The organism is Streptomyces sp. NPDC111606 (assembly GCF_055656945.1).
Map to the genome: position 1 here is coordinate 357,837 of NZ_JBVKBY010000010.1, position 25,478 is coordinate 383,314.

At 67.9% G+C, this 25,478-nt stretch carries 21 protein-coding genes and 2 pseudogenes; 6 read left to right on the top strand and 17 right to left on the bottom strand.

The features are described from left to right. Positions 1-51: 51 nt before the first annotated feature. The 5 genes from ACZ7M7_RS32635 to ACZ7M7_RS32655 all read right to left on the bottom strand — a co-directional run bounded on the left by ACZ7M7_RS32635 (position 52) and on the right by ACZ7M7_RS32655 (position 3,391). Positions 52-621 (bottom strand): TRADD-N-associated membrane domain-containing protein, encoded by a 570-nt coding sequence (locus ACZ7M7_RS32635; RefSeq protein WP_472123155.1) that lies wholly within the window; start codon positions 619-621, stop codon positions 52-54. A gap of 435 nt (positions 622-1,056) precedes the next feature. Next, a complete protein-coding gene (locus tag ACZ7M7_RS32640; protein ID WP_472123158.1) occupies positions 1,057-2,028 on the bottom strand; it encodes a DUF4238 domain-containing protein in 972 nt (323 codons plus the stop codon). Positions 2,029-2,411: 383 nt separating this feature from the next. Further along, positions 2,412-2,825, bottom strand: a complete 414-nt coding sequence (locus tag ACZ7M7_RS32645; RefSeq protein ID WP_472123160.1) for an ATP dependent DNA ligase — start codon at positions 2,823-2,825, stop codon at positions 2,412-2,414. 53 nt (positions 2,826-2,878) lie between these two features. After that, positions 2,879-3,199 carry an ATP-dependent DNA ligase gene (locus ACZ7M7_RS32650; RefSeq protein WP_472123163.1) on the bottom strand — a complete coding sequence of 107 codons (321 nt, stop codon included), beginning with the start codon at positions 3,197-3,199 and terminating at the stop codon, positions 2,879-2,881. Positions 3,200-3,214: 15 nt separating this feature from the next. Beyond that, positions 3,215-3,391, bottom strand: coding sequence for a hypothetical protein (locus ACZ7M7_RS32655; RefSeq protein WP_472123166.1), 177 nt, complete (start codon positions 3,389-3,391; stop codon positions 3,215-3,217). A 213-nt stretch (positions 3,392-3,604) separates the two neighbouring features. Between ACZ7M7_RS32655 and ACZ7M7_RS32660 the strand changes: the two genes are divergently transcribed. Further along, positions 3,605-3,949: a hypothetical protein gene (locus ACZ7M7_RS32660; RefSeq protein WP_472123168.1), complete on the top strand. Its 345-nt coding sequence runs from the start codon at positions 3,605-3,607 to the stop codon at positions 3,947-3,949. A gap of 130 nt (positions 3,950-4,079) precedes the next feature. Here the strand turns inward: ACZ7M7_RS32660 and ACZ7M7_RS32665 are convergent, their stop codons facing one another. Beyond that, the gene (locus ACZ7M7_RS32665) at positions 4,080-5,261 is read right to left on the bottom strand and encodes a carboxylate-amine ligase (protein WP_472123171.1); all 1,182 of its coding nucleotides are present in this window, start codon (positions 5,259-5,261) and stop codon (positions 4,080-4,082) included. 77 nt (positions 5,262-5,338) lie between these two features. On the opposite strand from ACZ7M7_RS32665, the gene ACZ7M7_RS32670 reads away from it, so the two are divergent. Further along, on the top strand, positions 5,339-6,727 hold the full coding sequence (locus ACZ7M7_RS32670; protein ID WP_472123174.1) for an NAD(P)/FAD-dependent oxidoreductase: 1,389 nt from the start codon (positions 5,339-5,341) through the stop codon (positions 6,725-6,727). An 833-nt stretch (positions 6,728-7,560) separates the two neighbouring features. After that, positions 7,561-12,735, top strand: a complete 5,175-nt coding sequence (locus tag ACZ7M7_RS32675; protein WP_472123177.1) for a hypothetical protein — start codon at positions 7,561-7,563, stop codon at positions 12,733-12,735. 105 nt (positions 12,736-12,840) lie between these two features. On the opposite strand, the pseudogene ACZ7M7_RS32680 reads toward ACZ7M7_RS32675, so the two are convergent. Then, a pseudogene (locus ACZ7M7_RS32680) lies at positions 12,841-13,101 on the bottom strand (XdhC family protein); the annotation flags it as partial. Between the two features lie 261 nt (positions 13,102-13,362). On the opposite strand from ACZ7M7_RS32680, the pseudogene ACZ7M7_RS32685 reads away from it, so the two are divergent. Together ACZ7M7_RS32685 and ACZ7M7_RS32690 are read left to right on the top strand one after the other, a co-directional pair. Further along, a pseudogene (locus tag ACZ7M7_RS32685) lies at positions 13,363-13,724 on the top strand (transposase); the annotation flags it as partial. Positions 13,725-13,969: 245 nt separating this feature from the next. Beyond that, positions 13,970-15,967, top strand: a complete 1,998-nt coding sequence (locus ACZ7M7_RS32690; RefSeq protein WP_472123180.1) for a hypothetical protein — start codon at positions 13,970-13,972, stop codon at positions 15,965-15,967. 60 nt (positions 15,968-16,027) lie between these two features. On the opposite strand, the gene ACZ7M7_RS32695 is transcribed toward ACZ7M7_RS32690, so the two are convergent. The 4 genes from ACZ7M7_RS32695 to ACZ7M7_RS32710 form a co-directional block, all read right to left on the bottom strand. Then, a complete protein-coding gene (locus ACZ7M7_RS32695; protein WP_472123182.1) occupies positions 16,028-16,699 on the bottom strand; it encodes an SMI1/KNR4 family protein in 672 nt (223 codons plus the stop codon). A gap of 235 nt (positions 16,700-16,934) precedes the next feature. Then, on the bottom strand, positions 16,935-17,147 hold the full coding sequence (locus tag ACZ7M7_RS32700) for a hypothetical protein (protein ID WP_472123185.1): 213 nt from the start codon (positions 17,145-17,147) through the stop codon (positions 16,935-16,937). 75 nt (positions 17,148-17,222) lie between these two features. Beyond that, a complete protein-coding gene (locus ACZ7M7_RS32705) occupies positions 17,223-17,993 on the bottom strand; it encodes a transposase (protein ID WP_472123189.1) in 771 nt (256 codons plus the stop codon). 58 nt (positions 17,994-18,051) lie between these two features. Continuing rightward, positions 18,052-18,294 (bottom strand): hypothetical protein, encoded by a 243-nt coding sequence (locus ACZ7M7_RS32710; RefSeq protein WP_472123192.1) that lies wholly within the window; start codon positions 18,292-18,294, stop codon positions 18,052-18,054. On the opposite strand from ACZ7M7_RS32710, the gene ACZ7M7_RS32715 reads away from it, so the two are divergent. Further along, positions 18,293-19,162, top strand: a complete 870-nt coding sequence (locus tag ACZ7M7_RS32715; protein ID WP_472123195.1) for an MBL fold metallo-hydrolase — start codon at positions 18,293-18,295, stop codon at positions 19,160-19,162. The two genes, ACZ7M7_RS32710 and ACZ7M7_RS32715, sit on opposite strands and share 2 nt — an antisense overlap. Before the next feature lie 319 nt (positions 19,163-19,481). Here the strand turns inward: ACZ7M7_RS32715 and ACZ7M7_RS32720 are convergent, their stop codons facing one another. From ACZ7M7_RS32720 to otnK, 6 genes are read right to left on the bottom strand one after another with little or no spacing between them, the layout of a single operon-like run. Next, positions 19,482-20,234, bottom strand: coding sequence for a FadR/GntR family transcriptional regulator (locus tag ACZ7M7_RS32720; RefSeq protein ID WP_472123198.1), 753 nt, complete (start codon positions 20,232-20,234; stop codon positions 19,482-19,484). A 5-nt stretch (positions 20,235-20,239) separates the two neighbouring features. Next, positions 20,240-21,286: a D-erythronate dehydrogenase gene (gene denD, locus ACZ7M7_RS32725; protein ID WP_472123202.1), complete on the bottom strand. Its 1,047-nt coding sequence runs from the start codon at positions 21,284-21,286 to the stop codon at positions 20,240-20,242. Further along, the gene (gene otnI / locus ACZ7M7_RS32730) at positions 21,283-22,095 is read right to left on the bottom strand and encodes a 2-oxo-tetronate isomerase (RefSeq protein ID WP_472123205.1); all 813 of its coding nucleotides are present in this window, start codon (positions 22,093-22,095) and stop codon (positions 21,283-21,285) included. The genes denD and otnI overlap by 4 nt, the downstream gene beginning before the upstream one ends. Positions 22,096-22,139: 44 nt before the next feature. Then, complete coding sequence (locus ACZ7M7_RS32735; RefSeq protein ID WP_472123208.1) at positions 22,140-23,450, bottom strand: MFS transporter; 1,311 nt, start codon at positions 23,448-23,450, stop codon at positions 22,140-22,142. Positions 23,451-23,504: 54 nt separating this feature from the next. Next, positions 23,505-24,197 (bottom strand): class II aldolase/adducin family protein, encoded by a 693-nt coding sequence (locus ACZ7M7_RS32740; protein WP_472123211.1) that lies wholly within the window; start codon positions 24,195-24,197, stop codon positions 23,505-23,507. Then, positions 24,194-25,477, bottom strand: a complete 1,284-nt coding sequence (gene otnK, locus ACZ7M7_RS32745) for a 3-oxo-tetronate kinase (RefSeq protein ID WP_472123214.1) — start codon at positions 25,475-25,477, stop codon at positions 24,194-24,196. Before otnK ends, ACZ7M7_RS32740 begins: the two co-directional genes overlap by 4 nt. Between the last annotated feature and the right edge of the window lies 1 nt (position 25,478).

The following is a 25,478-nucleotide window of genomic DNA, read 5'->3' on the forward strand; positions in this document are numbered from 1 at the left end:
CAGCACCTGAACTGCCGTGGTCGCGCTCATGGCCGGGATGGGTGAGGCTGCCTACTCGGTTGCTGCGGCGCGCTTCTTCTTCGCCTGCCGTTTCGCCGGCGGCGGTGGTTCTTCGACGGAGGCGCCGTTGTTCATCGGGGCACTGGCGGCTTCCAGGATCTGGTCGATGATGCGGCGGCGCATCTCGCTCTCCGGGTCGGCGCCCAGGTTTTGGGCCAGGCGCTCCGCAGTCAGGTAGTAGCCGGTCAGGACCGGCTGTTCGAAGTAGCGGTTGAGCTGGCTCAGCGTCTGCCCGTACATCTGCAGATATGTGCGGTTGAGGAAGGCGGAGAGTGCCGCCGCGACCCCTGCGATGGCGGCGACGAAGGCCTTGGTCTGGCCGTTGGCGAAGTACAGGCCGGCTGCGAAGCAGCCTACGATCACCAGCAGGCCCAACGCCATCGCCCGTTGCGAGGACCGGAAGGACCGGTCGGCTTGATCGGTGGCGATCCGGTGGTATTCGTCGATCTGGGACTGGTCGAGCTCCAGGAGCGTGGCCAGGGGCGTGACGGTCTTGAGGTTCGCGAGCTTCTGCGCGTCGATCCCTTTCTGCAGCTTGGCCGCCTCTTCGGCCGCCTGCAACTGGAGATCTTCCCGGCGGATCTGTTTGACCAGCAGGTAGATCGCGACCCCTGGAGACCGCGGTCACTGTGACCCCTATCAGGATCCACAGCCATAACGGCACTGCGTCCACGCCACCATTGCCGATGGCCAGGATCACCACAGCCGCAACGCTCAACAAAGGGAAAAGGGACGGCGGGGAGCCTGTTCTGCGGTAGTGGCCGCCGGTTGTGCGTGCGCTCGGCAAGGAACCCCCTGGACTTCTGCGTACGGCGCCACGGCCATGCAGTGATCAGTTCAACCGGGCGAGTGTGGCAGCCCGTCATCTCCCCGCCCAGCACGTGACCAGCCAACTGCAGCCGCACAGAGGCTGACCGACCATGCCGGCAGGGCGCACAGGAGGCCACTGCGTACGCAGACATCGACCGCCAGGCGCTCGAGGAACAGGTGCCTGATCTATAGCCTCGATGATCTTGAGGTGGCTTCTTCTCGGACTATCGCGGCGAGGAAGCTGTTCGGGCGGGTGTACACGTATTCGCGGGCGGCTTTGATCTGCAGCACGTTCATCTTGTCGACCGCGGACTTGGCGAGGCGGCCGTGAAGGGGTGTCTGCCCCAGTGACAGCATGTGGCGGGGGCCGATAGGGAGGACGGTGGTGTGCGAGTCGAGAAGGGCCATGCCGTGGGAGAGGCTGTCGCCGTCCTTGCGTACGGTCAGAGCAGGGTTGTCTCCGATCAGGAATTCGCCCTCTTCGGGCTCCAGGATCTCCAGGGCATACCGAGCCATGAGCTGGCGGGTTCGGTCGAAGGAGGCCTCAATGCGCACGCGAAGCAGTGATCCGTCGTGGAACTGGTCGAGCATCAGGCTGAATATCTCGTCGGCGATGGCAGCCAAGTCCTCCGGTCCGACCGCGGGCCGCCCTGTGTGCTGCAAGTAGGCAGCCTTCAGTGGGCCAGCACGCTCGGTGAGGAGCCACTCCCGTTGCCGCGGCAAGAACTCGGTGAAAACGCGGTTGAAGGCCTCGCGGTAGTGGTGGGACCGGATGTAGTGCAACGCGATCAGGTCACGCAGAATCCCGGCGGTACGTGGCTCTCCAAGTGCGGTCCCCGCTTTCACCGCGGCGAGGGCGTCGGGTAGATCTCGCTCGACCAGACCCCACTTGATCTCCAGCGACGTGGAAGCCCACGGCACGAAGTTCTCGATCTTTCCGACGCCCCGAGGCGGCCGGGTGTTGAGCCGGCGCTCCGGGTGTTGCAGATCGTAGGGTTGCACGTGTTCAACGGTGGCGTGCTTCACGGCGGCGGCCCATTCACGCAACAGCACCTTCGAAACGACGTGCTGGCCCGTCACGTTCTCGCTCGCCTGGGGAGTGAGTTCGGCGATCCGTTGCGGATCTCTGCTTCCGGGCCTGGTGATTTTGACGTTCACGGGATCTATGGTCGCGAACCGGGAGGGATCGCGCTTGGGTTTTCTGCTTTCCGTCGATCGCTCGCGGGCTGGGACGCGTAACCGCGACGGCTACGTGTCAGCCGACGACATGAGAGCCCAGGCCTCGAAAGGGCCGAGGGCTGGCGGAGGGGGAGCGGTCGGGGCCCGTCTCAGTAGTCGTCCCGGTCGGAGGCCGGTCCGTACTGCTCGGTGTAAGCAGTTTTGGCGTGGTCGGGCCGCTGACATCCCCGTTGCGACCCCTTCGACCATGCCCTGGCTGGAGTTGAGGATGAGGGAGGGCGGGTTGGGCGGCGCGGACGCCGCGGGGATCGGGCGCGCTCACCGATATTGCGCGTCGGCGGGACCCCCGCGCCCGGCCGCAGTCAGTGCGGTGGTGACGTCAGGCGGGGGACGTCGGCGGGGGAGAGGTCGGGGCGTGCGCGGTGCCAGCGTGCGGGATGGCGCCACCGGCCGGAGGCGTCGCGGGCGACGTCGACGCCGACTTCCGCCACCAGCTCGGGTTCCACGAGCGTGACGTTCAGCTTTTCCTGGCTGCCCCACCCGGTGGAGAAGGACCAGCCTGTCCAGGGATGACCGCGCCGCCCCGGAGCGAGCAGACCGGCGACCGCCGTACCTGGCGCCTGGGCGAGGGTGGTGGTGCGGCCGACGTACTTAAGGCGGCCTTCGGTGTCGTACCTGCCGAGGAGCAGCGTGCGGGGAGCAACCAGGGAACCGGTGACCGCGCCGACGATCGCCTCGCTCGTCTCGCGGACCTTGTACTTTTCCCAGCCCCTCACCGACGGCCTGTAGGCGTCGTCCAGCCTTTGAAGACCACGCCCTCCATCCCGACTTACGCCCACGTCAGCCACTCGCGCACGACGTCGGCCTCGGTGGTCGACGGGCACAGAGCCCATGGTGCCGACAGCTGGCGGGCGGCGAACAGGGACTCCAGCGAGGCCCGGCGCCGGCGGTACGGCCAAGAGGTGGTGTCCGTCCCGGACAGCCGCAGCAGATCGAAAGCGACGAAGTGGGCCGGCCACTCCTGCGCCGCCTGGGCCGCACCGGCACCACGCCGGGCAAGCCGGTTCTGTAACCGCTCGAAGGCGAGGCAGCCAGCGGCGTCCCACACGACCAGCTCGCCGTCTAGCGCGGTCGCGTCCGGCAGCTGCATGGCCCCGGCTACGACCTACGGAAATGAGGCCGCCATTTCGGTGCCGCGCCTGGAGCGCAGCACGACCTGGCCCGCGTCGGCGGAGACGAGAGCCCGAAGTCCGCCCCACTTCGGCTCCGCAGCATGGCCGGGCCGCAGATCGGGCACGGACACGGGGGTGGCCAGCATCGGCTCCGGCAGCGTCCATGTCACCTCCCATCCCTTCCACGCGTCATGTCCGCCACCCGAGTGGCTGCGCATCGCCCGGCGAGCGAGGTACAACTCCGCTCGCGCAGGACACGAGGGAGCCGGCCGTAACACCCGAGGGCGTGGGCATACTGCTGGCCATGACGTCCCCGCTCAGTACCCGCGTGTACGTGATGACCATCGCGGTGCTGGTGTGCGTTCAAGGACCGCTACACCACCTTGGCGGAGACCTCCGACCGCGACTACGCCACCGAGGTCCGCGCCCGATGGCGTCACACGGCCTTCCTTGAGGGCGAGGGATGGCGTGCCTCGTACGAGGAGCGCAACGTGGTGCACAAGAGTGTGGTGCCCCCGGCGTCCGCAGCGGCTACGCCGATCACGTCGCCGTATGTTCAGGCGGCTGCGGACGTCGCGGCGAGTGGCGGGTTGCTGCGCGAGCAGAAGATCGTGGGGGCGACGAAGCCGGACGCGGGCCACTACAGCGTGCGGGTCGCACCGGACGTGGATGTCGCCCCCCTCCAGTCGGCGCGGGCAGGCCTGTGCCCAGGGACCGCCCGCGGGTGACATCCCAGGAGGCACAGCTCGCAGGCCACGGTCCCGCGGTGTGGTTGCGTGCCCGTCGCCCGGCAGCATCAGGACAGCACCGAACAGCGTCCTGTCGGGCTGGGCGGTGTGGGGGTGTGAGCGGGAGTTCTCAGCGTGATGCGTCGGTCGTGGAGATGAGGTGGTCGACGACGTCGGTGAGGCGGTATCGGCGTCGGTAGGCGGTGCGTTGCCGGTCGGCGCCGCTGCCGGTCGAGCGTAGCCGTGCCCAGAGTGAGTTCACCAGTTCAGTGTCGCCGTGGTCATGGAGGGCGGGTTGCACCCATGAGAGGAGCTGGTCGATCTGGTTGACGGCGGGGGAGAGTTGTCCGGTGGCCAGGTCGATGCCCTGCCCGGCGAGGCCGTCTTTGGCCGCCCGCCAGCAGGCGGCGCGCAGTACCTCAGGGCCGGGCTGCAATACCGGATCGCCGGCGGTGGTGGCCTGCAGGGCGGTGGCGGCCATCGCCCTGATGAGGCCGGCGAGGAGCACGGTCTCACCGGGGGTGGCCATCGCGTCGGCGACGCGGAATTCGAGTGTGGGTACGTGGTGGGAGGGCCGGATGTCCCAGTACAGGCCACCGCGGTCCATGACGCTGCCAGTAGCGATGAAGCCGGCGACGAGGTCTTCGAAATGGGAAAGGGACTCGAAGAAGGGAGGAGGTCCGGCGACGGGCCAGCGTCCCCAGGTCGTCGTGCGCCAGCTGGCGTATCCGGTGTCCCGCCCTGCCCAGAACGGTGAGTTGCCGGTGAGAGCGATCAGCGCCGGGATCCAGGGCCGCAGGCGGTTGCTGATCTGCAGCGCCGTGGCGAGGTCGGGCACGCCCACGTGGATGTGACAGGCACAGGCGCACTGCTCGTCGTCCAGGGCCCCGAACATTTCGGCGCTCAACGTGTAGCGGGGGCCGGCGGTCAGCGGCGGCGGGAAGACCTGGCCGAGGACCGGGCTGCCGCTGGACATGACGCGCAGACCGTGGCGGGCGGCGGCCCGTACGACCGCCTGGCGCGTGGAACGGACCTGCTCGGCGAATTCCGCAAGGCTGGTGTGCGGTTCGGTCCGCACCTCGACCTGGTAGCGCGTCAGCTCCGGCCCCACGCGATCGCCCAGCACACCGGCGGCCTCGGCCACGACTGTCTCCGCCTGCCCGCTCACCGCCCGCGACACAGGGTCGATGAGGAGAAGTTCCTCTTCCGCGCCAACCGTCAGCGAGGGCTGCCCGCCCGCGACTGTGCGGTTCCAGCCGTGGCCGGGGAGCACTGCTTGCCCTCCGGAAGACGTACGCCCTGTACTCGTCATGGTCAGCATGCTGTCACGCAAGGTAAGACCCGAGGCAGAGCGCAAAGCCGACATTTCTTGAATAGGGGGAGTGGAACGTGCGGGAGCGGACACAGGTACTGATCGCCGGCGGCGGCCCCGCAGGCACGACGGCGGCCACCGTGCTGGCACAGCACGGCTTCGACGTCGTCCTGCTCGAACGGGAGCGCTTCCCCCGCTACCACATCGGGGAGTCCTTGCTCCCTTCGCTCCTGCCCGTCCTGGACATCCTGGACGCCCGCGAAGCCGTCGAACGACACGGATTCGTTCGTAAAACCGGCGCCTTCTACGGCTGGGGAGGCCAGGAGTGGGCCCTGCGCTTCGACGAACCCGGCAGGCCGGCGACCCACAGTTTCCAGGTAGTCCGCTCCGAATTCGACCACCTCCTCCTGCAGCACGCCCGCCACCAGGGAGCAGACGTGCGCCAGGAGACCCGGGTACGGCACATCGCCATGCCAGCAGGCCACGCCACCAGCGCGTCATGGTCCGCCAACGACGGCCGGGACGGCGAAATCGACTTCACTCACCTCATCGACGCCACAGGCCGGGCAGGAATTCTGGGCGCCCGGCAACTGGGCACGCGACGCCTGCACGACGTCTTCCGTAACGTCGCCGCCTGGGGGTACTGGCGCGGCAGCACACCCGTGCCCGGACCCGAGGGAGCCATCGGAGTCTTCTCTCTGCCGGACGCCGGCTGGTTATGGGCCATCCCCCTCCATGACGGCACGCTCAGCGTCGGCCTGGTCGCCGACAAACGCTCCTTCAACCAGGCCAAAGACCACTTGGGATCCGTCGACGCCGTCTACCACCACGCACTCGCCCGCAGCCCGCTCCTTGCACGCATACTGCACAGCGCCCAGCAGGTGTCCGCCGTCAAGGTCGAGAGCGACTACTCCTACACCAACGACGCATTCTGCGGCCCCGGCTACTACCTCGTCGGCGACGCGGCCTGCTTCCTCGACCCACTGCTGTCCACCGGCGTCCACCTGGCGATGTACAGCGGTCTCCTCAGCGCCGCAGCCATCGCCACCGTCCTACGCGGCGAAACCGACGAGACCACCGCACGCCGCTTCTACCAGACCACCTACCAACGCGCCTACGAACGCCTCCTCATCCTTGTAGGCGCCTTCTACCGCATCCACGACGGCCGCGACACCTACTTCCGCCGAGCCCAACGACTCACCCACCGCGACCAGCGAGGACTACGCCTCCACGAGTCATTCCTCAACATCATCACCGGCACCGAAGACCTCCAAGACGCCCAGGAACACTCCCTCGACCTCCTCTACGAAAAACTCCAAAGCCCCCTGAACGGCCACCACCCCAACGGCCTCGGCGGCCACGGAACCAGCCACATGCTCCCCCTGCCCACCACCCCCGACCACGCAGCCGCAGGCCTCTACCTCTCCCTCACCCCCCACCCCACCCTGCGCCCGGCCCCAAGCTAGTTCGGCCTTCCCGGCAGGGGCCAGACCCGACCCCTGCCCTGCCCCTGCGCGAGTGTCTGGCAGCGTGGCAGCGTCTTCCGCCCTTGCGGCCACCGAAACCGCCTGAGCGGTGCTCAGAGGGTGGTCTGCCAACACCGCTGGTCAGTTCGGCAACGGCGGTGCCATCGCTGCTCTACGTAATCGGCTTGGTTCGGGCGGGTGTGGTCGTTGTTGGTCAGGGGTGGTGTGGTCGTGGTCAGGGATGTGGTCGGTCCTTCAGTATTCGTGAACGTTTCTCGGGGTGTTGGACGGTTGGGTTCGATGCTGGGTCGATGAGCGGAGAACTGGCGTCAGGCCCAGGATGCCTCGATCGAACCCCGTTCGGATCGGGGAACACGCCTCGGCGCCCGGGCCGTCGTCAAGGGCCGCAGCACGGGTTGGTCAGCCCAGTCAGGGCCGAGCTCTGCGGCGACCACGCCGAGCGGCCCCTCTTCCGCGCGCTCGGTGAACGCGAACTCTGACTCGCTGTCCGGCAGTTGTGGGTGCCGTCGAATTAGGGTGCCCTCAACGCCTGCCGAGTATGGGAGCGTTGAGAAATACGGAATGAGCGATTCATAAGCCTTCCGTTAAGGTTCACATCAAGTAAGGCCGCAATATCTTGGCCGCATACAGTTGACAGCTTGTTCAGTCGGCGTAACGTGACCGTATGGCCGCCAGGTTCACCACCTGGAGTGCCTGTCGGTCCGTCATTTTGACGTGCTTCTCTGTGAGTTGTCGCCGTGCCGCGACACTGCCCTGTATCGGGCCCCATTCCATGAGCCATCGCGTGTGCGTGTATTTCGCTGGAGTTCGCCATGGGCGTCGAGACTTTCCGTCGTTATCCGAGTGTCGCGGATGAGACCACAGCCACCCCGATCACACCGGGGTCGTTCTCGGTGACGACGCAGATGATGCAGGACGCGGTTCGCGCGGTCGGTGTATCCGTGGGAGACGGAATCAACCAGGAAGCCCTGTTCGCCAATCCCTTCAAGCAGGGGCGAGAGGAAGCGCTGGTCATCACCCCTGCCGGAAAGCTGACCTACCTGCAGCGGACGGAGTCGTCCGACACGGGGTGGGAGCAACAGGACGTCGCGGACGTGCCGTTGGTCGCCGAAGTGCTGGCCGTCGTGCATCCGTCCGGTGACGTCTGGGCCATCTGCTCACCTCGGGACAGCGGGGCGCCGGCGTTCGGAATGGTCTTGATGCTGGAGGGTGGAACGGCCGGCACCACTCAGTGCTCGTGGTCGAACAGGACCGAGTTCGCCATCGAGGGCGGCTATGCCCGCTCGCTGTGCGTTTCGTACTCTCCGGACAGTGGGCCGCTCGTGCTGGGGTCGACGCTCACCATCTCGGGCGGCGCGTCGTTCTTCGTGCTGGTTCCACAGCTTCCGGCGTTCACCGGCAGCGATTCCGCCTGGACCCTGCGCACCACCAGCATGTACGCTCCCGGATTTCCGATCGTCGGTGGTGGATTCCTGCCGTACTATCCGGCGACCGGTCAGAAGAACGTGTACGTCTACTACTTCCTGAACGGGAAGCAGTTGGTGCGATACGAGGAATCAGCGGGACAGTTCCGCGGTCCCTACATCGTCAGTAATACCGTGGACCAGTTCTGCGGAAGCTACTACGTTCCGAATCTCAACCAGGACAACCCGCAAGGGGATGTGGGTTTCGCCTATCTCGACAGCCCCTATCTGGTGACGGGGTCGTACATGACCCCAGGCCATCACCTCATGATGGACGGCGTCGTGGCCACGGAATTCGACGTCGAGGCACGTGCGCGCGTATGGCAGGACGCCGACGGCCTCCTCCACGTGTTCGGCACGTCCTCGGACCAGGGGGGTACGGCCGGAAACCTCCAGGTTCTCCATCAGGCCACGTGGCAGACCATCACCCGGGGAGTGGGGCCGGACCGAGCCCGGGTGGTGCAGCCGGCGTGGACGTCGGCGAAGGTGACCTCCGCGCCGTCGGGGATCGGCGGCTACGATCTGCTGGCTCCGCAGGACCGCCTGGTGGCATTCGACTACACGGGTGAGGGCAAGGCCGACTGCCTGCTCGCCTACCGACCCGGCACGCGGGTGGTGTGGGTCGTGAGCCGCACGGCGTCACCCGGCGGATTCGATCGTGTCTACCACTCGGAATCAGGGCTTCCTGGTTACGACTTCTCCTCTCCCTTGGACCAGGTGGTGGCCTACGACTACACGGGGACGGGATGTGCCCGCCACGTTCTCGCCTACCGGCCGGGGTCAGGGAAGTTCGCCATCTTCAAGAAGCAGGTCGGCGCGGACGGTTTCACCTCCGTAGTCTCCGCGTCCACGGGCGGCATCGGTGAACCGGGCCGGAAGTACGACCTGGCCAGCGCCGCCGATCGACTGGTGCCGTTCGACTACACCGGCTCCGGGAAGAACGATCACCTCCTGGCCTATCGGCCTGGCACCGGCACGGCCTGGGTCCTGGCTCCCCAGAAGGACGGGACCTTCCACCCCGAGGTCACCTCCACGACGGGACTGGGCGGCTTCAGCCTGAACAACCCCGCGGACATCGTCGTCGGACTCGACTACGACAGCTCCGGCAGCAACACGCATCTGCTGGCCTACCGCCCCGGCGCGGGGATGGCCTACATCGTCACCTCCGACAAGCGGGGCGGATTCGTCGCCGAAGTGGCGAGCGACAACCATGGCCTCGGCGGCTATGACCTCATCCGCCCCAACGACCGACTCGTGCCGTTCGACTTCTCGGGCCTGGGAAAGAACGACCACATCTTCGCCTACCGCCCGGGCGACGTGCCGAACTACGGCGATCAGACCGTGTGGATCCTCAAGCGCGATGACAAGGCGCCCACGCAGTACGCCTGCGACATCTGGAACCGGCACGGCATGGGCGGCTACGACTTCGCCTCGTCGGCGGACACGGTGACCGCATACGACTACAGCGGCACCGGAAGTCTGGAGTATCTGATCGCCTACCGCCCCGGGGCCGGCAAGGTGACCGTGATGGGGCAGCGCGGCGGCAGGATGGCTCCCGTCTACCAAGCGCCGCCGGGAGCCTCGATGTTGGTGACGGTCGGACTGCACGCCGACATCATCGACTTCCAGCTGGATCCGTACCCCGACTTCAAGCCGTCCGAGCTGATCAAGATGTGCGGGATGAGCCCGGCCGAGGCGTACTGCGTGTGCACGCAGGACGTCACGACGTCGCAATGGCAGACGGACAAGGTCCGTATTTCGCCCCGCACCATCGAGGACCCCTTCGTCGTCTCGCACTACGTCGCCGAAGCGACCCTGCTGTCCACCGAGGGCAAGCCCATGAACGGGCATCGTGTGAGCGTCTCGGCGGACTCGCTGGTGGAAGTGCAGATCGACGAGGTCTCCTACCAGGTGGGGCCGGGCCGGCCCATCGCCGTCACCACGAACCCGTCCGGCAAGCTCGTCGTCTCCATCGCCGCGCGGGGCCTCAATCCACCCGTCGTGCACCTCAACGCCGACAACCTGCAACAAGGCGCTGCCATCGACTTCGCCGCCCAGGCGAACTCCTTCCTGGCCGGCGAAAGTACCCTGCCCTCCCAGAAGGGGAAGTTCTCGCCCGACCTCCTCAGGGGCGCGAAGGTCACTCCGAACAATATGAAACTCGGAGTCAGCGACCTCGCCGACTGGCCTGCTCTGGAGGACCGCGGGCTCACACCACAGGTCGTCGTCGACCACTGCACCAGCATGTATGCCCGGGCCGCCGGAAACGAGGAGCTCAAGCTCACCTTCGACGGCGAATCCGCCGAGCCCGTCGTCGGTTACGTCATCCAGCTCTGGGACCAGGACCGGCCCGCCTTCCAGGCCTTCCGGAGCCAGGACGAGGTCGACGCCTACCGCGGCTACCGCAACGGCCACCCCTCCTACGGGGGCTGGTGGGACGACTTCACCAGCTGGGCATCCGATGTGTGGGAGGGAATCAAGACCGGCGCCACCCAGGTCGCCGAGGTCCTTGTTTCCGCCGTCGTCGAGATCGCGGTCTGGATCGGCGATGCCATCGTTTCCCTCGGCGAAATGATCATCGAGGCTGTCGAGCAGGCGATCCAAGCCGTGGAAGCCGTCTTCCAGATGATCGCGGACGCCATCATGCGGGTGATCGACTGGCTGAAGTCACTATTCGAGATGGGTGACATCTGGGACACGAAGAAGGCTATTCAGTCATGCGTGACCGGCACGGTCCTGCCGCTGTCCAAAACCATGATCACCAACTTCGGTATGCGCTCCGAGCAGTGGTTCCAGAACCAACGGCCCGTGGTCAAGGAGTACTTCGACCTGATCTGCGCCCAGTACTCGGACACACGCGTCGGAGACTTCCCGAACAAGTCCGGTGACATTCCCACGGAATCCGGGGGTTCGGTCGCGAAGGGCGATCTCAACACTCCCCAGGCCAACTGGATGCAGAACAAGGCACTGGGCGCCAACGACCTCCCCTCGTCCTTCGCGGACGTACTCGACATGGGCGACGGCCCGCTGCTCGACGACTTCAAGGAGTTCGTGAGTGACCTAGCCGGGGACCAGGCATGGACGGACCTCCTGACCGACCTGGGGACCATCTGGGACGCCCTCACCGACTTCCTCGACACCAGTGACGCGGGAACCACCAGCAGCGCCAAGGTGGTGAACCTCCTGCGTGCCGTCCAGAAGTTCGTGGACGACTTCCTCGTGGCGGCGGGGAAACTCGTCAAGAAGTTCGTCGACTTCACGGTCAAAGTGGTCGACGAGGTCGTCGCGCTCCTCATCCAGCCACTGGAGGATATGGGATTCGTCGAGACCCTCTACACCTGGGTGCAGTCGGCTGCCGGCGTCAAGCCGGAGGAGCGCGAAAGGCCCAGCATCCTCGGCCTCGCCAGCCTGATCATGGCGTTCTTCGTCACCACGCTGTACAAGCTCATCAACGGCGTGAACAACCCGCCCTTCCCCGGGGGCAAGTTCGTGACGATCCCCATCCCCACCTTCAGCGAACCCACCACGGGTGAGCCGGTCGCGCAGGACCCGGACGAGAACATGCGGCTGGTGGAATTCCAGTGCAGCGCCATCCCGGCCGGCGTCATGCTCGCCGTCGTCGTAGGGCTCACCGATCTCCTGAAAGGTCCGACGGACTGGATCCCGTCCTGGAACAAGAAGAACATCGCCGAGGAAATCCTGAACGTCTGTGAGATCGTCGGCACGGCATGGTCCTACGCGCTGAGCATCCCCTCCGTCACCTCGCCGCGCAAGGACTGGGACGGCTGGGGGATCGCCGGGTGCACCGTGAAGTCGGTGGCCTTCGTTCTCGACATCGTCTCTTCGGTGGCCTCCATGTTCTGGGACAACACGGGGGCGGTCTCCTCCCTGTTGAAGAACCTCGGGTACGACGGCGACCCGGATCCGGAGAAGGCCAAGAAGAAGGCGGCGGAGAGCCTGGTCCCGGGCTCGATCATCCAGCTGGCCTTCGGCTTGGGGATTCTCACCTGCAACGTCGGGGGCACCCAGGCGTCCAAGGACGAGATGCCGGCCCCGCTCTACGCCATGGCCATGGCCGAATCCGTGCTCGACGCAGCGCCCAGGGCCTGTCAGGTGATCCGCAACATCACGCTGCACAAGGCAGTGCCGAAGAACGTGTGGGTTCTGGTATCGGTATGCGACGCGGTCATGGCAGGAGCCTCGCTGATCCTGCAGGGGGCCGCGGCAAGCGACGCGCACGCCCACCGCCCGCGGCCCATCGAGGAGAGCCAGAACATATCGGTGAAGCGTGGCGAGCAATTCGATGTCGCCCTGTTCTCGGGCGGTGACTCGATCTTCCAGGGCTCGCTGGTCACCACCGAGGTGAACCCGTCGCTGCCCACAGGCATCAAGGTGGAGAACGGCCACATCTCGGGAGAGTTCCCGAGCGATGCGGCCAGTGACTACACGGTGAAGGTGCAGGTTCGCGACCAGTTCACGCCGCCCATGTACGCGGAGACGACCGTGAAGATCGCCGTGACCTAGAGCGCCAGCGACATGGTCTTCGAGGTGGACGGATCACTTCGGGATCGGTGATCTGAGGGTCGGGGTGGCTCGGCCGGACCGGGAAGCGAGGTCCGGCCGAGCCGCACTCATGCCCACTTCACGCAACCCGCGGTCCCGGTCGATGTGGGTACGGCGCGAGCCCATCGCTCCCACGAACGCGATTGGCAGCCGCAGCGCGACTTCCAGCGTCCGGGTGCCCGACAGTCAGTGGTGCGGCCGGTCCACGACGACCTTGTCCGCCGCGGGGAAGCGCGTCGGCGCGGCGAACACCGGCCGGGCGGCGCACACGGTGACGCGACAGCCCAGGAACTTACCGACTCGCGGCGGGGGCGTGCTGGACTCCACGGACGGGAAGGCAGGGTGATGGACTGACGCGCGGGAATCGCGAAGGGCAGCGCCGAAAGGGCTCGGGATCCGTAGACAGGGGGCGTTCCTCCGCTTGCCGCGGGAGCGGCGTGATCGGGAGAGGACGCTGAAGACGTGCGTCGAGCCGTCGTCCGGGGCTTGCCCCTCGCGGACCTCATGGCTGATTCCCCGCGGTATCCGGCCGAGCCGGCGCGCGGGTTGTGTCCGCCGGCCCTGGCGCGGAGGACCAGCCCCCCGTTGCTCCAGCCTCCGACAGGACACGCACGGCCTTCGGGTCGACCCCGCGCAGCGCCACAAGCACGCATTGCGTGCACTGTGCCACCTGCTCCAGCATCGCGATCCGCGAGTACCTGCGCAAGCGCGGCATCCGCGCGGTGATCCCCGTGCCGGCCGACCAGCGAGCCCCTCGAATGCGCCTGGGGAGCCGAGGTGGCAGGCCACCAGCCTTCGACCGCGAGACCTACAAACAGCGCAACACCGTTGAGCGGTGCATCAACCGCTTGAAGCAGTGGCGAGGCATCGCCGCGCGCTACGAGAAGACCGCGACCATCTACCTGGCCGGACTCCACATCGCAGGCATCTTCCTCTGGTCCGACCAGTGATCCAAACGAAGCCCCCTAGCCGGACTGCGCGCGGCGTCGGCAGGGTCATCGGCCCCGCCGCGGATCGGCGAGCCGGGAGCAGGGGCAAACTTCGGTCCACCGAGGCGGCCTTCAGCCCGACCCCGGACGGGAGTCCCTGATGGCTCATCTCTTTCTCTCGTCACTTAAACCGTGACTTCGGCCATGGTTCTCACCTCAGCGGCCTGATGGGATTCGTACATCTGTTCTCACAGGGAGGCCGCAGGTTGATATCCCTCACCGCAAGAACCGCAGGAAGACGTCGCTTAGCCCTCGGCGCGATCCTCGCGATCGTCATCGGATCCGGTGCCACCGGCACCGCCTACTCGGCCGGGGGCTCCGACAGCCCGCCGCGCGTGCACGGTCCCGGCGCACGGGCAGTTGCGGCCGCCGAGCCGAACACTCCCAACGGACCCGAAGTCGGCCCGCCCTTTACGAAGACCAACAACGTGTGGCAGACCGACACCACCACACCGACGTTACGCAACACTGTCAGTGCCCCCAGCGGCCACAAGACCACTGCGACCTTCGAGGTCCACACCACCGATTCCAGCGGCAAGCCCACGGCCACGGTCGTCAAGCTGACCGACGAGAACCAGTGGGGCGTCCTCGTCTCCGGCGAGGTAACCGCCGGCAAGCCGGCCTCCGTCACGGTTCCGGCCGGCAAGCTCAAGAACGGTGTCACCTACGCGGTCCGCTCTTCCGGGTACGACGCCACCAGTGACGTGTACGAGAGCGACTGGTCCCCGTACTCCACCTTCAAGATCAACGTGCCCCCGGCCGAGAAGCCGTACGTCACCTTCCCGGCACCTCAGGCCACGTCCGGCATCGACTCGCTTGCGCAGACTCCGATCGAGTTCACGCGTACCGATCCCGGCCCGGTCACGGGACTGCGCGGCGATGACACCGGCCGCAAGTGCTCCGCCCCGGACGACGAGGGGCGGAAGGTGTGCATCGAGATCAGTCGTGACGCGCCGACTCCCGAAGACGCGGCGGTCGCCAAGGGAGCGATGAGGCAAGCTCTTCGGGGCGCCGATCTCGTCTCGTGGTGCGCCTCGAAATCGGATGGCAAGGACTACATGAACCGGGGCGAGGCGTGCCTGAAGAACGTCGGCTACGCGACCCTGATCTTCGTCGACGCCGATGACCTGCCGAGGTTCGGCACCGCCACGTTTGCGCTGTCCCAGCAGATCAAGCTGTACAACAAGCAGGCGGACACCGGCACGACCCGGGCGGAGTTCGACCAGCAGCTCACGGTGGTTCCGACGCAGATCGATGCAGCCACGGAAGGTGTTCACCTCACCTGGGTGCCGTCCGACAACTGCAGTGACTGCACCAGCTCGCAGGTCCAGTGGTCGAGCAACGACGGCCTCAACACCACGCCGCACTGGGCGGTCGGCGAAGTCGGTGCCCAGTACGCGATGACCGCGAAGAGGCAGACGATCTGGAACAGCACCGGCAAGGAGCAGTTCGACCTCGGCTGGAGCCTACGCGGTTCCGTCGACGCCGGAAACGCGCATGCCGAGACGAGCCTCGGCACCAGCGGCGACGTCCGTGTCCGGGAGCTCGCGCCACGCTGTGACGACATCGCCGGAGGCAGCATCAAGACCGGCTGTGTCTTCCCGTACTTCTCGCCCACCTGGACTGTCGACACCAACCTGTACCCGGCGGCCGGCGCCTACTACTGGCTGCTGCAGGAGAAGCTCCCCTCCCACCCCGGCAGCCGGAAGTGGGATTCCCTCGTCACCTACCTCGGCCCCGGCAACAACGCTGATCCGGACGGCGGGGACTGGACCAACAACGACAGCCGAGAGATCGTCTGCCCCACAGGGACCAGCGGTTTCAAGCCCAACCCTGCAACGCCCAACGGATCGTGCGACGAGTACGCGCCGGCAAGTACGTACCAGAGCGGCGGCATGCCGAACGGTCCGAACCAAGTCGCTTCCGGGAAGGAATGCGCACAGCTCTACACCAAACCCATGACCGGCGGCACGTGGGGACTGCTTGCAGAAACCCGCGACGGCTACACCGGCCCGAAGTGGAACGAGAAGTGTGGTCGTGCCTCCGTTCCCACGGATCAGAACACGGGCGCCTTCCGCGAGCTCGGCATCAAGTTCGTTCCGCAGATGCGGCTGCTCGACAAGGACGGGTTCTTCATCAGCGATCCCGGCTTCGAGCACTGCAAGAACGCCGACACGGTCTGCGCGTGGAAGAAGGTCGGCTGACCTGACTCCTGACTGACCAAGCCTGCGGCCGGAGCACCCTGGGGTGTTCCGGCCACAGTGCTATGCGAAGCGTGTCCATTCCGGGTCCCGCGGATGTGCCGGACCGTCCCACACAAGGGCCTGACCGACGAGACCGGGCACCTTCTTGTCCTGGTGTCCGTCCGCGTACTCCACGCCGCGGTTCTCGTACAGGGCATCGGCGACTTCGATGAGGTAGTCGGCAAACGACGGCCACACGCCCAGCTTGGGGATGCCGGCCTCTTCGAAGGTTCCGATCCGTCCGTAGCCGGGTCCTGGGGTGCAGTCCGTGAACAGCCCGTACAGACCGCTGCGGTCAGTCGCAGCGAAGGCCAGGTACCGCACCATGGGGTCGTCCGGGCGACCGATCGTGTGTGGGCCCTCATCCCAGTACGGCAGATGCTGCACCGGAGGGATCCCATGCTTCCTCGGCAACAGCCAGGCTGTCTCCTGTCCTTGCAGGGGGAGCCCGGTCTCGGGTTCGGGTGTCCAGCCGAAGTCACCGGGGTGACCCGTGCCGTTGCGGAGGCGGTAGAAGGCCTTGAGGCCCGGCGGGACGATGAGGTCGAATTCCTGCTCGATCTCACGGATGTCGGCCTCCGGGGCGGGCGGAGGAAGCATCCGGTAGGAGAGCGGAGCGTGCCGCTCCAGCCACTCCTCGATCCTCGCCCAGGCGCCCGCCACGGCCTGTTCCTGCTGCTGATCGTCCGTCATACCCGCGACCCTACGGGTCTCGTGCCGGACTCCGGCAACCTCACGAACCTCTCCCACTGCACAAAGCCAGACGGTGGCTCGCCCGATGAATCCGCCGCCGGTTCCCGCTGGCGTGCCCTGGTCACCGCCTGCCAGCAACGCCTCCGCGGCCGCCAGATACCAGGCGGTCCGCTACCGGACGTCCAGTAGCCAGGAAACGTCGATGTGGAGGGGCGGCAGCGGCTCCGCCGCCGTGCTAGGTGGGCGGCACTTCGTCGGGGAAGGCCTCGTCGAACTCGCCGCGCAGACGGTCGGCCCATTCCGTCGCGCCAGCTACGAACTGTTTACGCCGCACCTCCCGGACTCCGAGGTCGTGCAGGTACTGCTTGAGGCTCTTGACCTCGGCAGCGGCTGCGGCCCGGACGCCTTCGAGTTCCTCTTCGGTGAAGGACACGTCCAGGGACGGCATACCAGCGACGGTACTAAATGATGTCCCGTAAGCGGGTGTTGGATCAGGTCTGAGGACGTCCTGGCTGAGGTGGAGCTACCCGGCGAGGGCCAGATTGTGCAGCCTGGCCACGCCGAGGACGGCCTGGTGGACACCGTCGCCGCGTAAGCGGCAGTCGCGGAGGATCTTGTAGGTCTTCATCCGGGAGAAGGCGTGCTCGACGCGGGCCCTGGCCCGGCGGTGGACGGCGTTGTCGGCTTGCTGCTCAGGCGTGAGCGGTCGGTCCTTACGCGGCCAGTGCGGGATGAGGGTGGGTGTACCGCGATAGCCACCGTCGCCGAGGACAGGCGCATTCTTCACGGCGCGGTCCACGCCCGATTCCCGGTAGGCACGGGCGTCGTGGCGGTTGCCGGGCAGTGGGCGTCCGGCCGCCACGACCAGCCGGGTGTTGGCATCGATGACGACCTGATGGTTCGTGGAATAGCGGTAGTTCTTGCTGGAAGCGGCCACGCTCCTGTCGCGGGTCGGGACCAGGGTGCCGTCCACGATCAGGACCGTGTCGGCCGGGTGCCGTCGCCGGACCGGGGCCAGAGCAAGAAGTGGAGCGATGTGGTCGATGACCCGGTCCGCTGCTGACTTCGAGATCCCGAACAACGGCCCCAGCTGCCGCATCGTCAGGTTCGTCCGCCAGTACGCCGCCACAAGCAATATGCGGTCCTCCAGAGGTAGGGCCCAGGGCCGGCCGCCGGTGGGCTTGCCCCCACCTCTACGCCGCACGAGCACCACGAGCTTGCGGAACTGCCGCTCGTTCAGTCCCGCGAACAGACCAACCCACTTCGGCTCAGCCGCTGTCACCACAGCATCCACACCAAGATCATCACATGCCTGAACAGGGCTTACGGGACATCATTTAGTGCTGGATTCCTCAAACGGTGTACACATATCGGCGCCGCGGTAGGCGAGTTGGTGGTGGCGGTCTGCCCCAGATCCAGGGGTTGGCATGGGCGTTGAGCTGGTCGGTCGCCGGTGTGGTGGCGGATGCGATGTCGTCGCGGTTGGCGAATGACCGGCCGGCGAGGGCGGCCTTGCGGAAGATGCGCCACCAGCCTTCCTGCAATTGAGCCAGCGTGCGCCCACCGGGATGAAGGCATGGCAGGATCGCGGCCATGTCCCTCCTCGTTCCCCGCCTCTGGATCGGCTCGACCGAGATCATCGCCCTCGCCGACGGAGAGGGCCCGTTCTTCTCCCCGCGTGCCGATGCCTTCCCCGAGGCCACGGCCGCTCAGTGGGCCGAGGCCGACCGCTACGACCCGGGCGCGGTCGATGCCGAGGGCCGCTGGCGGCTCCAGTTCCGCGCGTACGCGATACGCGGTGACAAAGGCCTCACGGTCGTGGACGCCGGGATCGGTCCGGCGGACAGCCCGGCCGCCTCGTGGGCGCCCGTGCCCGGTGCGCTCCCCGAGTCGCTCGCCGCCGCGGGCATCGACCCGGCTGAAGTCGACACCGTGGTGCTCACACATCTGCACACCGACCACGTCGGGTGGGCGGTCGTGACCGAGGAGGGCGTCCCATCAGCGGGCGGCGCGGTGGACGGCAACGCTTCGACCGGCGGTGCGACCAGCGGCCGCCGCCCTTACTTTCCGAACGCCGAATACCTTCTCCAGCGGGCCGAGTTCGATGCCATCGACGCGCTCAACCCGCAGCTGCGTGAGACCCTCACCGACCCGCTCGCGGCCGCCTGTCGGCTCCGGCTCCTCGACGGGGACACACCGCTGCGCGCAGGGCGCGCGGTCGCCACGCCCGGTCACACGCCCGGACACCAGAGCGTGCTGGTCGCCGAGGGACGCGAGTTGGCGCTCGTCACCGGCGACCTCCTGGTGCACGCGCTGCAGCTGCTCCACCCCGAGCTCGCCTACGCGCACGAGGCCGACCCTGAGGCGGCCAGGCACTCAAGGCAGCGCATGCTCGGCCGCGAAACCGCCACCACGCTCCATCTGGCGACGCCGCATTTGACGGAGCCGTTCCTCTCGGCGTGATCGCGGTCGTTCGGCGAGGGGCAGGCCGAGAGGGCATGCAGACGCTCCCCGCAGGATCGGGGCGAGCAGGCGACTCGTGGGTGACAGCCGCTCGGCCCGGTGCCGACAGGAGCCGAACGTCACGGAACCGTCCGAGCTGCCCAGCGTCGGAATCCGTTGGCGATCTCCCACACGACGTTCGGTGCGGGCGCGAGCCGCACAAGCGCCACATCGTCGGATGTGAAGTGCACGTGCAGCATGAACGTCCGGCGTGAGTGCGGGCCCCCTCCGAGGATTACTTGGAGCCGCATGACGCACTGGCAAGCGGCCGTTGACCCGATCAGCGAGCAGCGTCCAGGTCCACGGCCAGGTCCTCGGTGTCCGCCCAGAACCGTTCGTCCGCGTCCTGGAGCCGGGAGGCCGCGTGCTTCATGTGGGTGAGCGCGGCGGCGCGGGCCGCGTCCGGGTCGCCGGTGCCGATTGCCGCGAAGATGGCGTGGTGTTCCTTGCGGACCTCTTCGATGAAGTCGCCGCGGCGGGCCTCGTTGGCGCGGGTGACGCGGATGCCGCTGCGCATGACCTCGCCCAGGTACCGCATGGTCGAGACCATGACCGCGTTGCCGGTCGACTCGGCAATGGACCGGTGGAAGGCCAGGTCCTCCTCCACACCGTCACCGTCGGCCGCGACCGCCGCGTCGATCGCGTCCAGGGCCGCCCGCATACGGGAGAGGTCGGCGGCCGTGGCGCGGGTGGCCGCGAGGGACGCGGCCTCGCCCTCCATCGCGCGCCGCACTTCCACGATCTGCAGGACCTTGGACTTGGTGGCGGCGGCCTCGGCCTCCAGGTCGAGTGGCCGGGTGCGGCGCGGCAGGACGAACACGCCGCGGCCCTGGCGCGGCTCGACCAGGCCCGCGTTGCGGAGCCGGGACACGGCCTCGCGCACCACCGTACGGCTGACGCCGAGCTGCTTGACCAGCTCGACTTCCGTCGGCAGTTTGTCGCCCTCGGCCAGCCGTCCGGACTCGATTTCCTCCGCGAGGATCGCGGCGACCTGGTCCGCGAGCCGGACGGGACCGCTCACCTTGGAAAACATGGTGTTCAGTCTATCGGCGCGGACCCCGTCGGACTCGCCGCGAGCGGCCCGACGACCGCCTCCGGGTGCGCCTCGATGTAGTCGCGTACCACCGACTCGAAGCTCGGGTCGGGCTCCAGGCCCAGGGCGGCGGCGCGGGCGTTGTCGAACTCGGCGGGCCATGAGCCCACGATGGCCTCGACGGCCGGGTCGGGTGAGATCGTCACCAGGTCGGCGACGGAGTCCCCGGCGACCCGCCGCAGTGTGGCCAGTATGTCGGCGACGCACACCGTGAGCGCCGGCAGGTTGACCGGCAGCCCGCCGTCGAGCCGGCCCGGACCGGAGCCCCGATCGGCCTCGGCGATGCGCAGGATGCCCTCGACGGTGCGCTGCGGCGAGGCCAGGGCCACCCGCAGGGCGGGATCGACCGGGCAGGTCGCCGGCAGGCCCGCGAGCGGTTCGCGGACGATCCCGGACAGGAAGCCGGAGGCGGCCGCGTTCGGCTTGCCCGGCCGCACCGACACGGTCATCAGCCGGGCCACCCGCCCGTCGAGGAAACCGCGCCGTGTGTACTCGGCGACGAGTTGTTCGCAGACCAGCTTCTGAGTCCCGTAGCTCGACCGTGGGGTCGGCAGCGTCGCCTCGCTGACCACCGGCGGCAGCGGCAGCGTCGGGTCGGAGCCGTACACCGCGACACTGCTGGAGAACACGACGCGTACCGTCGGCCCGCCGGCGGCCGACTGCGCCCGCGCGGCGTCGAGCAGCGCCCTGGTCGTGTCCAGGTTGGCGCCCATCCCGAGGTCGAAGTCGGCCTCGCACTCGGCCGAGACCGCGGAGGCGAGATGGATCAGCACGTCCACCGGCTCCGCGAACACCTCGCCGATCCGGTCGGCCAGATCGCCCTGCACGATGTCGACCAGCGGATCGGCCGCTTCGGGTGCCGCCGGCGGTACGAACCGGTCGGCGAGGACGAGCCGGTCGACGGGCGCGCCGCGGAACGTCCGACGCTCCAGCAGGGCGGCGGCGACCCGGCGGCCCAGGAAGCCGAAGCCACCTGTGATGACGATCCTCATGCGGTTTCTTCTCCTCGGAATCCTTGGACGTGCAGGTTGTTCTTCAGCCAGCCGAGCCCTTCGCTCGTACCGGCGCGGGGGCGGTACTCGCAGCCGATCCAGCCGTCGAAGCCCAGCTCGTCGATGACGGCGAACAGATGGTCGATGGCGAGTTCGCCCTGGTCGGGCTCATGGCGGTCGGGCACGCCCGCGATCTGCAGATGGCCGACCCGGCCGGTCGGCAGGTCCCGGCGCAGGGTCGCGGTGAGGTCACCCTCGACGATCTGGCAGTGGTAGAGGTCGAGCTGCACCTTGAGATTCGGCGCGCCCACCGACTGGACCACTGCGTGCGCCTCGGCCTGCCGGCTCAGGAAGTAGCCGGGCATGTCACGGCCGTTGATCGGCTCGATCAGAATGTCGACGCCGACCGCGGCGGCCTTCTCGGCGGCCCAGGTGAGATTGGCCAGGTACGTGTCCCGGGCCGCGGGCACGGCGTCGGGTCCGACCAGTCCGGCCATCACGTGCACCCGGGGGCTGCCGAGGGCCGCAGCGTACTCCAGGGCCCGTTCGATCCCGGAGCGGGTCTCGGCCTCGCGCCCGGGCAGCGCCGCGGTACCGCGCTCGCCGGAGTCCCAGGCGCCGGGCGGTGCGTTGAAGAGGACCTGGCGCAGGCCGTTCTCGTCGAGCAGGCGGCGCAGTTCGGCGGTCTCGTAGGCGTACGGGAAGAGGTACTCGACGGCCTCGAAGCCGTCCGCCGAGGCCGCGGCGAAACGGTCGGGGAAATCGTGCTCGGTGTACATCATCGACAGGTTCGCGGCGAACCTCGGCATGGTGTGGCTCCTCGATCGGGTCGGCGGTTGACGATCCGGCCCGGCTAGCGGTTGACGATCTGCTTCTTCGTGGTGAGGACCGCGCCCGCGCCGACGACGAGGCTGAGCGCCAGCACGTACATCGGGAGCTCGGTCGAACCGGTCGCGTCCTTGAGCGCGCCGATCATGTACGGGCTGACGAAGCCGGCCAGGTTGCCCACCGAGTTGATGACGGCGAGACCGGCCGCCGCGGCGGTGCCGCCCAGGAACGCGGTCGGCAGCGACCAGAACAGCGGGGCACAGGTCAGCACACCGGCCGCGGCGAAGGACAGCGCGGCCAGGGACAGTGCGGTCGACCCGGACCAGCTCGCCGCGAGCGAGAAGCCGACGGCGCCCATCAGCGACGGGATCACCAGGTGCCAGCGGCGCTCACGGAGCTTGTCCGCGGACCGCCCGAACACGTTCATCGCGACGAGTGCGGCAAGGAACGGCACGGCGCTCAGCACACCGATCGCGAGGCTGCCCTCGATGCCGGTGGACTGGACGAAGGTGGGCATCCAGAAGGTCAGGGCGTACTGGCCCATCACAAAGCAGAAGTAGATGAGGCACATCAGCCACACCTTGGGCTCGCGGAAGGCGTCCCACGTCTTGCCGTGCACGGTCTGGTGCGCGGTGTCCGCGGCGATCGCCCGCTCGACGATGTCTTTCTCCTCGTCGCTGAGCCACTTCGCGTCGCGCACTCCGTTGTCGAGGTAGAACAGCGTCGCCACACCGATGATCAGCGCCGGGATGGCTTCCAGCAGGAACATCCACTGCCAGCCCTGCCAGCCGTTCACTCCCTGGAAACGGTCCATGATCCAGCCGGAGAGGGGGTTGCCGAAGATGCCGGCGACCGGGATCGCGGACATGAACAGCGCGATCACCCGGGCCCGCCGGTGCGAGGGGAACCAGTAGGTGCAGTAGAGGATCACGCCCGGGTAGAAGCCGGCCTCCGCGGCACCGAGGAGGAACCGGAGCACGTAGAACGTGGTCTCGCTGTTGACGAACATGAACGACGCCGAGACCACGCCCCAGGTGATCATGATCCGGGCGATCCAGGTACGGGCGCCGATGCGCTGCAGCATCAGGTTCGACGGCACCTCGAAGAGGAAGTAGCCGATGAAGAACAGACCGGCGCCCAGGCCGTACGCGGCCTCGCTGAACCCGAGGTCGTCCGACATCTGCAGCTTGGCGAAGCCGACGTTGACGCGGTCCAGGTACGAGAAGACGTAGCAGAGGATCAGGAAGGGGACGATGCGTCGTACGACCTTGCGGAAGACGGCGTTCTCACGGGCGAGGTCGGGGGCGGCCTCGTCCGTCGTCGCAGACAGGGACATGGAGCAATCCTTCGTAAGCGGCTCAGGGGATTCTCTGACGGGGTGGGGGGCTGGTCACCACGCTGCTCGGAACGTGGACCTCAGTTCGTCGATCGCGTGACGGGGGAGTGGCTCAGGGCGACGATCGGTCAGGAGCCAGAGACGTGCCGTCTCCTCGAGTTCCTCGAGGACGGCGAGGGCGGTGGCCGGGTCGGGACCCCAGACGACGGGGCCCAGACGTTCCAGCAGCACGGCCCTGATGGGGGTGCCGCCCGCCGCCCGGTCGGCGATCAGGGCGGTCACCAGGTCGGCCACGCGCGGATCGCCGGGCCGGTGGTAAGGGACGAGCGGAACGTGCCCCACCTTCATCACGTAGTACGGGGTGATGGGCGGGAGCACGTCGTCCTGGTGCCACACACCGGCCAGGGTGAGCCCGACCAGGTGCGTGGAGTGGGTGTGGATGACGAACCGGGCCGTGGGGTCGGCCTCGTAGATGCGCCGGTGCAGCGCGAGGGTCTTGCTGGCGCGGTCGCCCGCCACCTGCTCACCGGAGGCGTCGACCAGCGCGAGCCGGTCGGGGTCGAGGAAGCCGAGGGCGGCGTCGGTGGGCGTGATCAGGTGGCTGTCGCCGACCCGCGCGCTGATGTTTCCGGCGCTGGCGTGCACGTATCCCCGGGCGAACAGGCTGGTACCGACCCGGACGATCTCGCGGCGCGCGGCGTCCACGGTGGTGTCCGGTGTGGTGTCCGTGGTCACGTCGGTGGTCACGATGCTTCCCCGTCCAGGAGGGCCAGCGAGTCCGTGAAGAAGTCGGGGCCGCCGAAGTTGCCGGACTTGAGGGTGATGTGGAGGATGTCGCCCCCGGGCAGCGTCGCCGCGCACCAGGGCACCCCGGGCGCGATCTGCGGTCCGATACGGAGGCGGGTGATGCCGAGCGCCTGGACGACGGCGCCCGAGGTCTCGCCGCCCGCGACGACGAGCCGGCGGACCCCGCGGTCCACGAGTCCCCGTGCCACGCGGGCCAGTGTCCGCTCCACCAGCTCACCGGCCTCGGCGGCACCGAGCCGGCCCTGGACGGCCCGTACCGTATCGGGTGCCTCGGTGGAGTGGACGAGGACCGGCCCGTCGGCGAGGTGCGCCTCGGCGAAGGCGAGCGCCTGCCCGGCCACGTCCTCACCGGCCGCGATCCGCAGCGGGTCCACGCTGAACGCGGGCCGTCCGGTGCGCAGGAACTTCAGCACCTGCCCGTTCGTGGCGTCGGACACCGAGCCGGAGACGACGGCGGCATGCCCGTCGGCCGGCGGCAGTTGCGCGGCCGCGGCGGACGGCTCGAAGCCCCAGTTCGCGGGCAGCCCGATCGCGAGTCCGGAACCGGCGGTCACCAGCGGCAGGTCCCGTACGGCCTCGCCCAACCGTACGAGGTCGCGGTTGGACACGGAGTCGACGATCGCGACCCCGACACCCTCCTTGCGCAGCTCGTCGAACCGGGTCCGGACGGCATCGCCGCCGCCCGCGACGACGGTGTGGTCGACGAGACCGACGGGCCGCCCGGTCTGAGCCTGCAGCACGGAGACGAGGTTCGGGTCGGTCATCGGCGTCAGCGGATGGTGCCGCATCCCGCTCTCGCTGAGCAGCACGTCACCGACGAAGAGGTGGCCCTTGAAGACGGTGCGGCCGTTGTCGGGGAACGCCGGAGTGGCGATCGTGAAGTCCGCGCCCAGGGCGTCCATCAGTGCCTCGGTGACCGGGCCGATGTTGCCGGCGGGGGTGGAGTCGAAGGTGGAACAGTACTTGAAGTAGATCTGCTCGGCGCCGGCGGACCTCAGCCAGGCGAGGGCCCGGAGCGAGGCGTCGACGGCGTCGGACGCGGGAGTCGTCCGCGACTTGAGGGCGATGACGACGGCGTCGGCATCGATGGCCTGCCCGTCGATCCGGTCCTCCGGTACGTCGATCAGCTGGACGACGCGCATGCCTGCACGCACCAGGTTGTTCGCGAGGTCTGTGGCGCCGGTGAAGTCGTCGGCGAGGCAGCCGAGTCGGATTCCCATG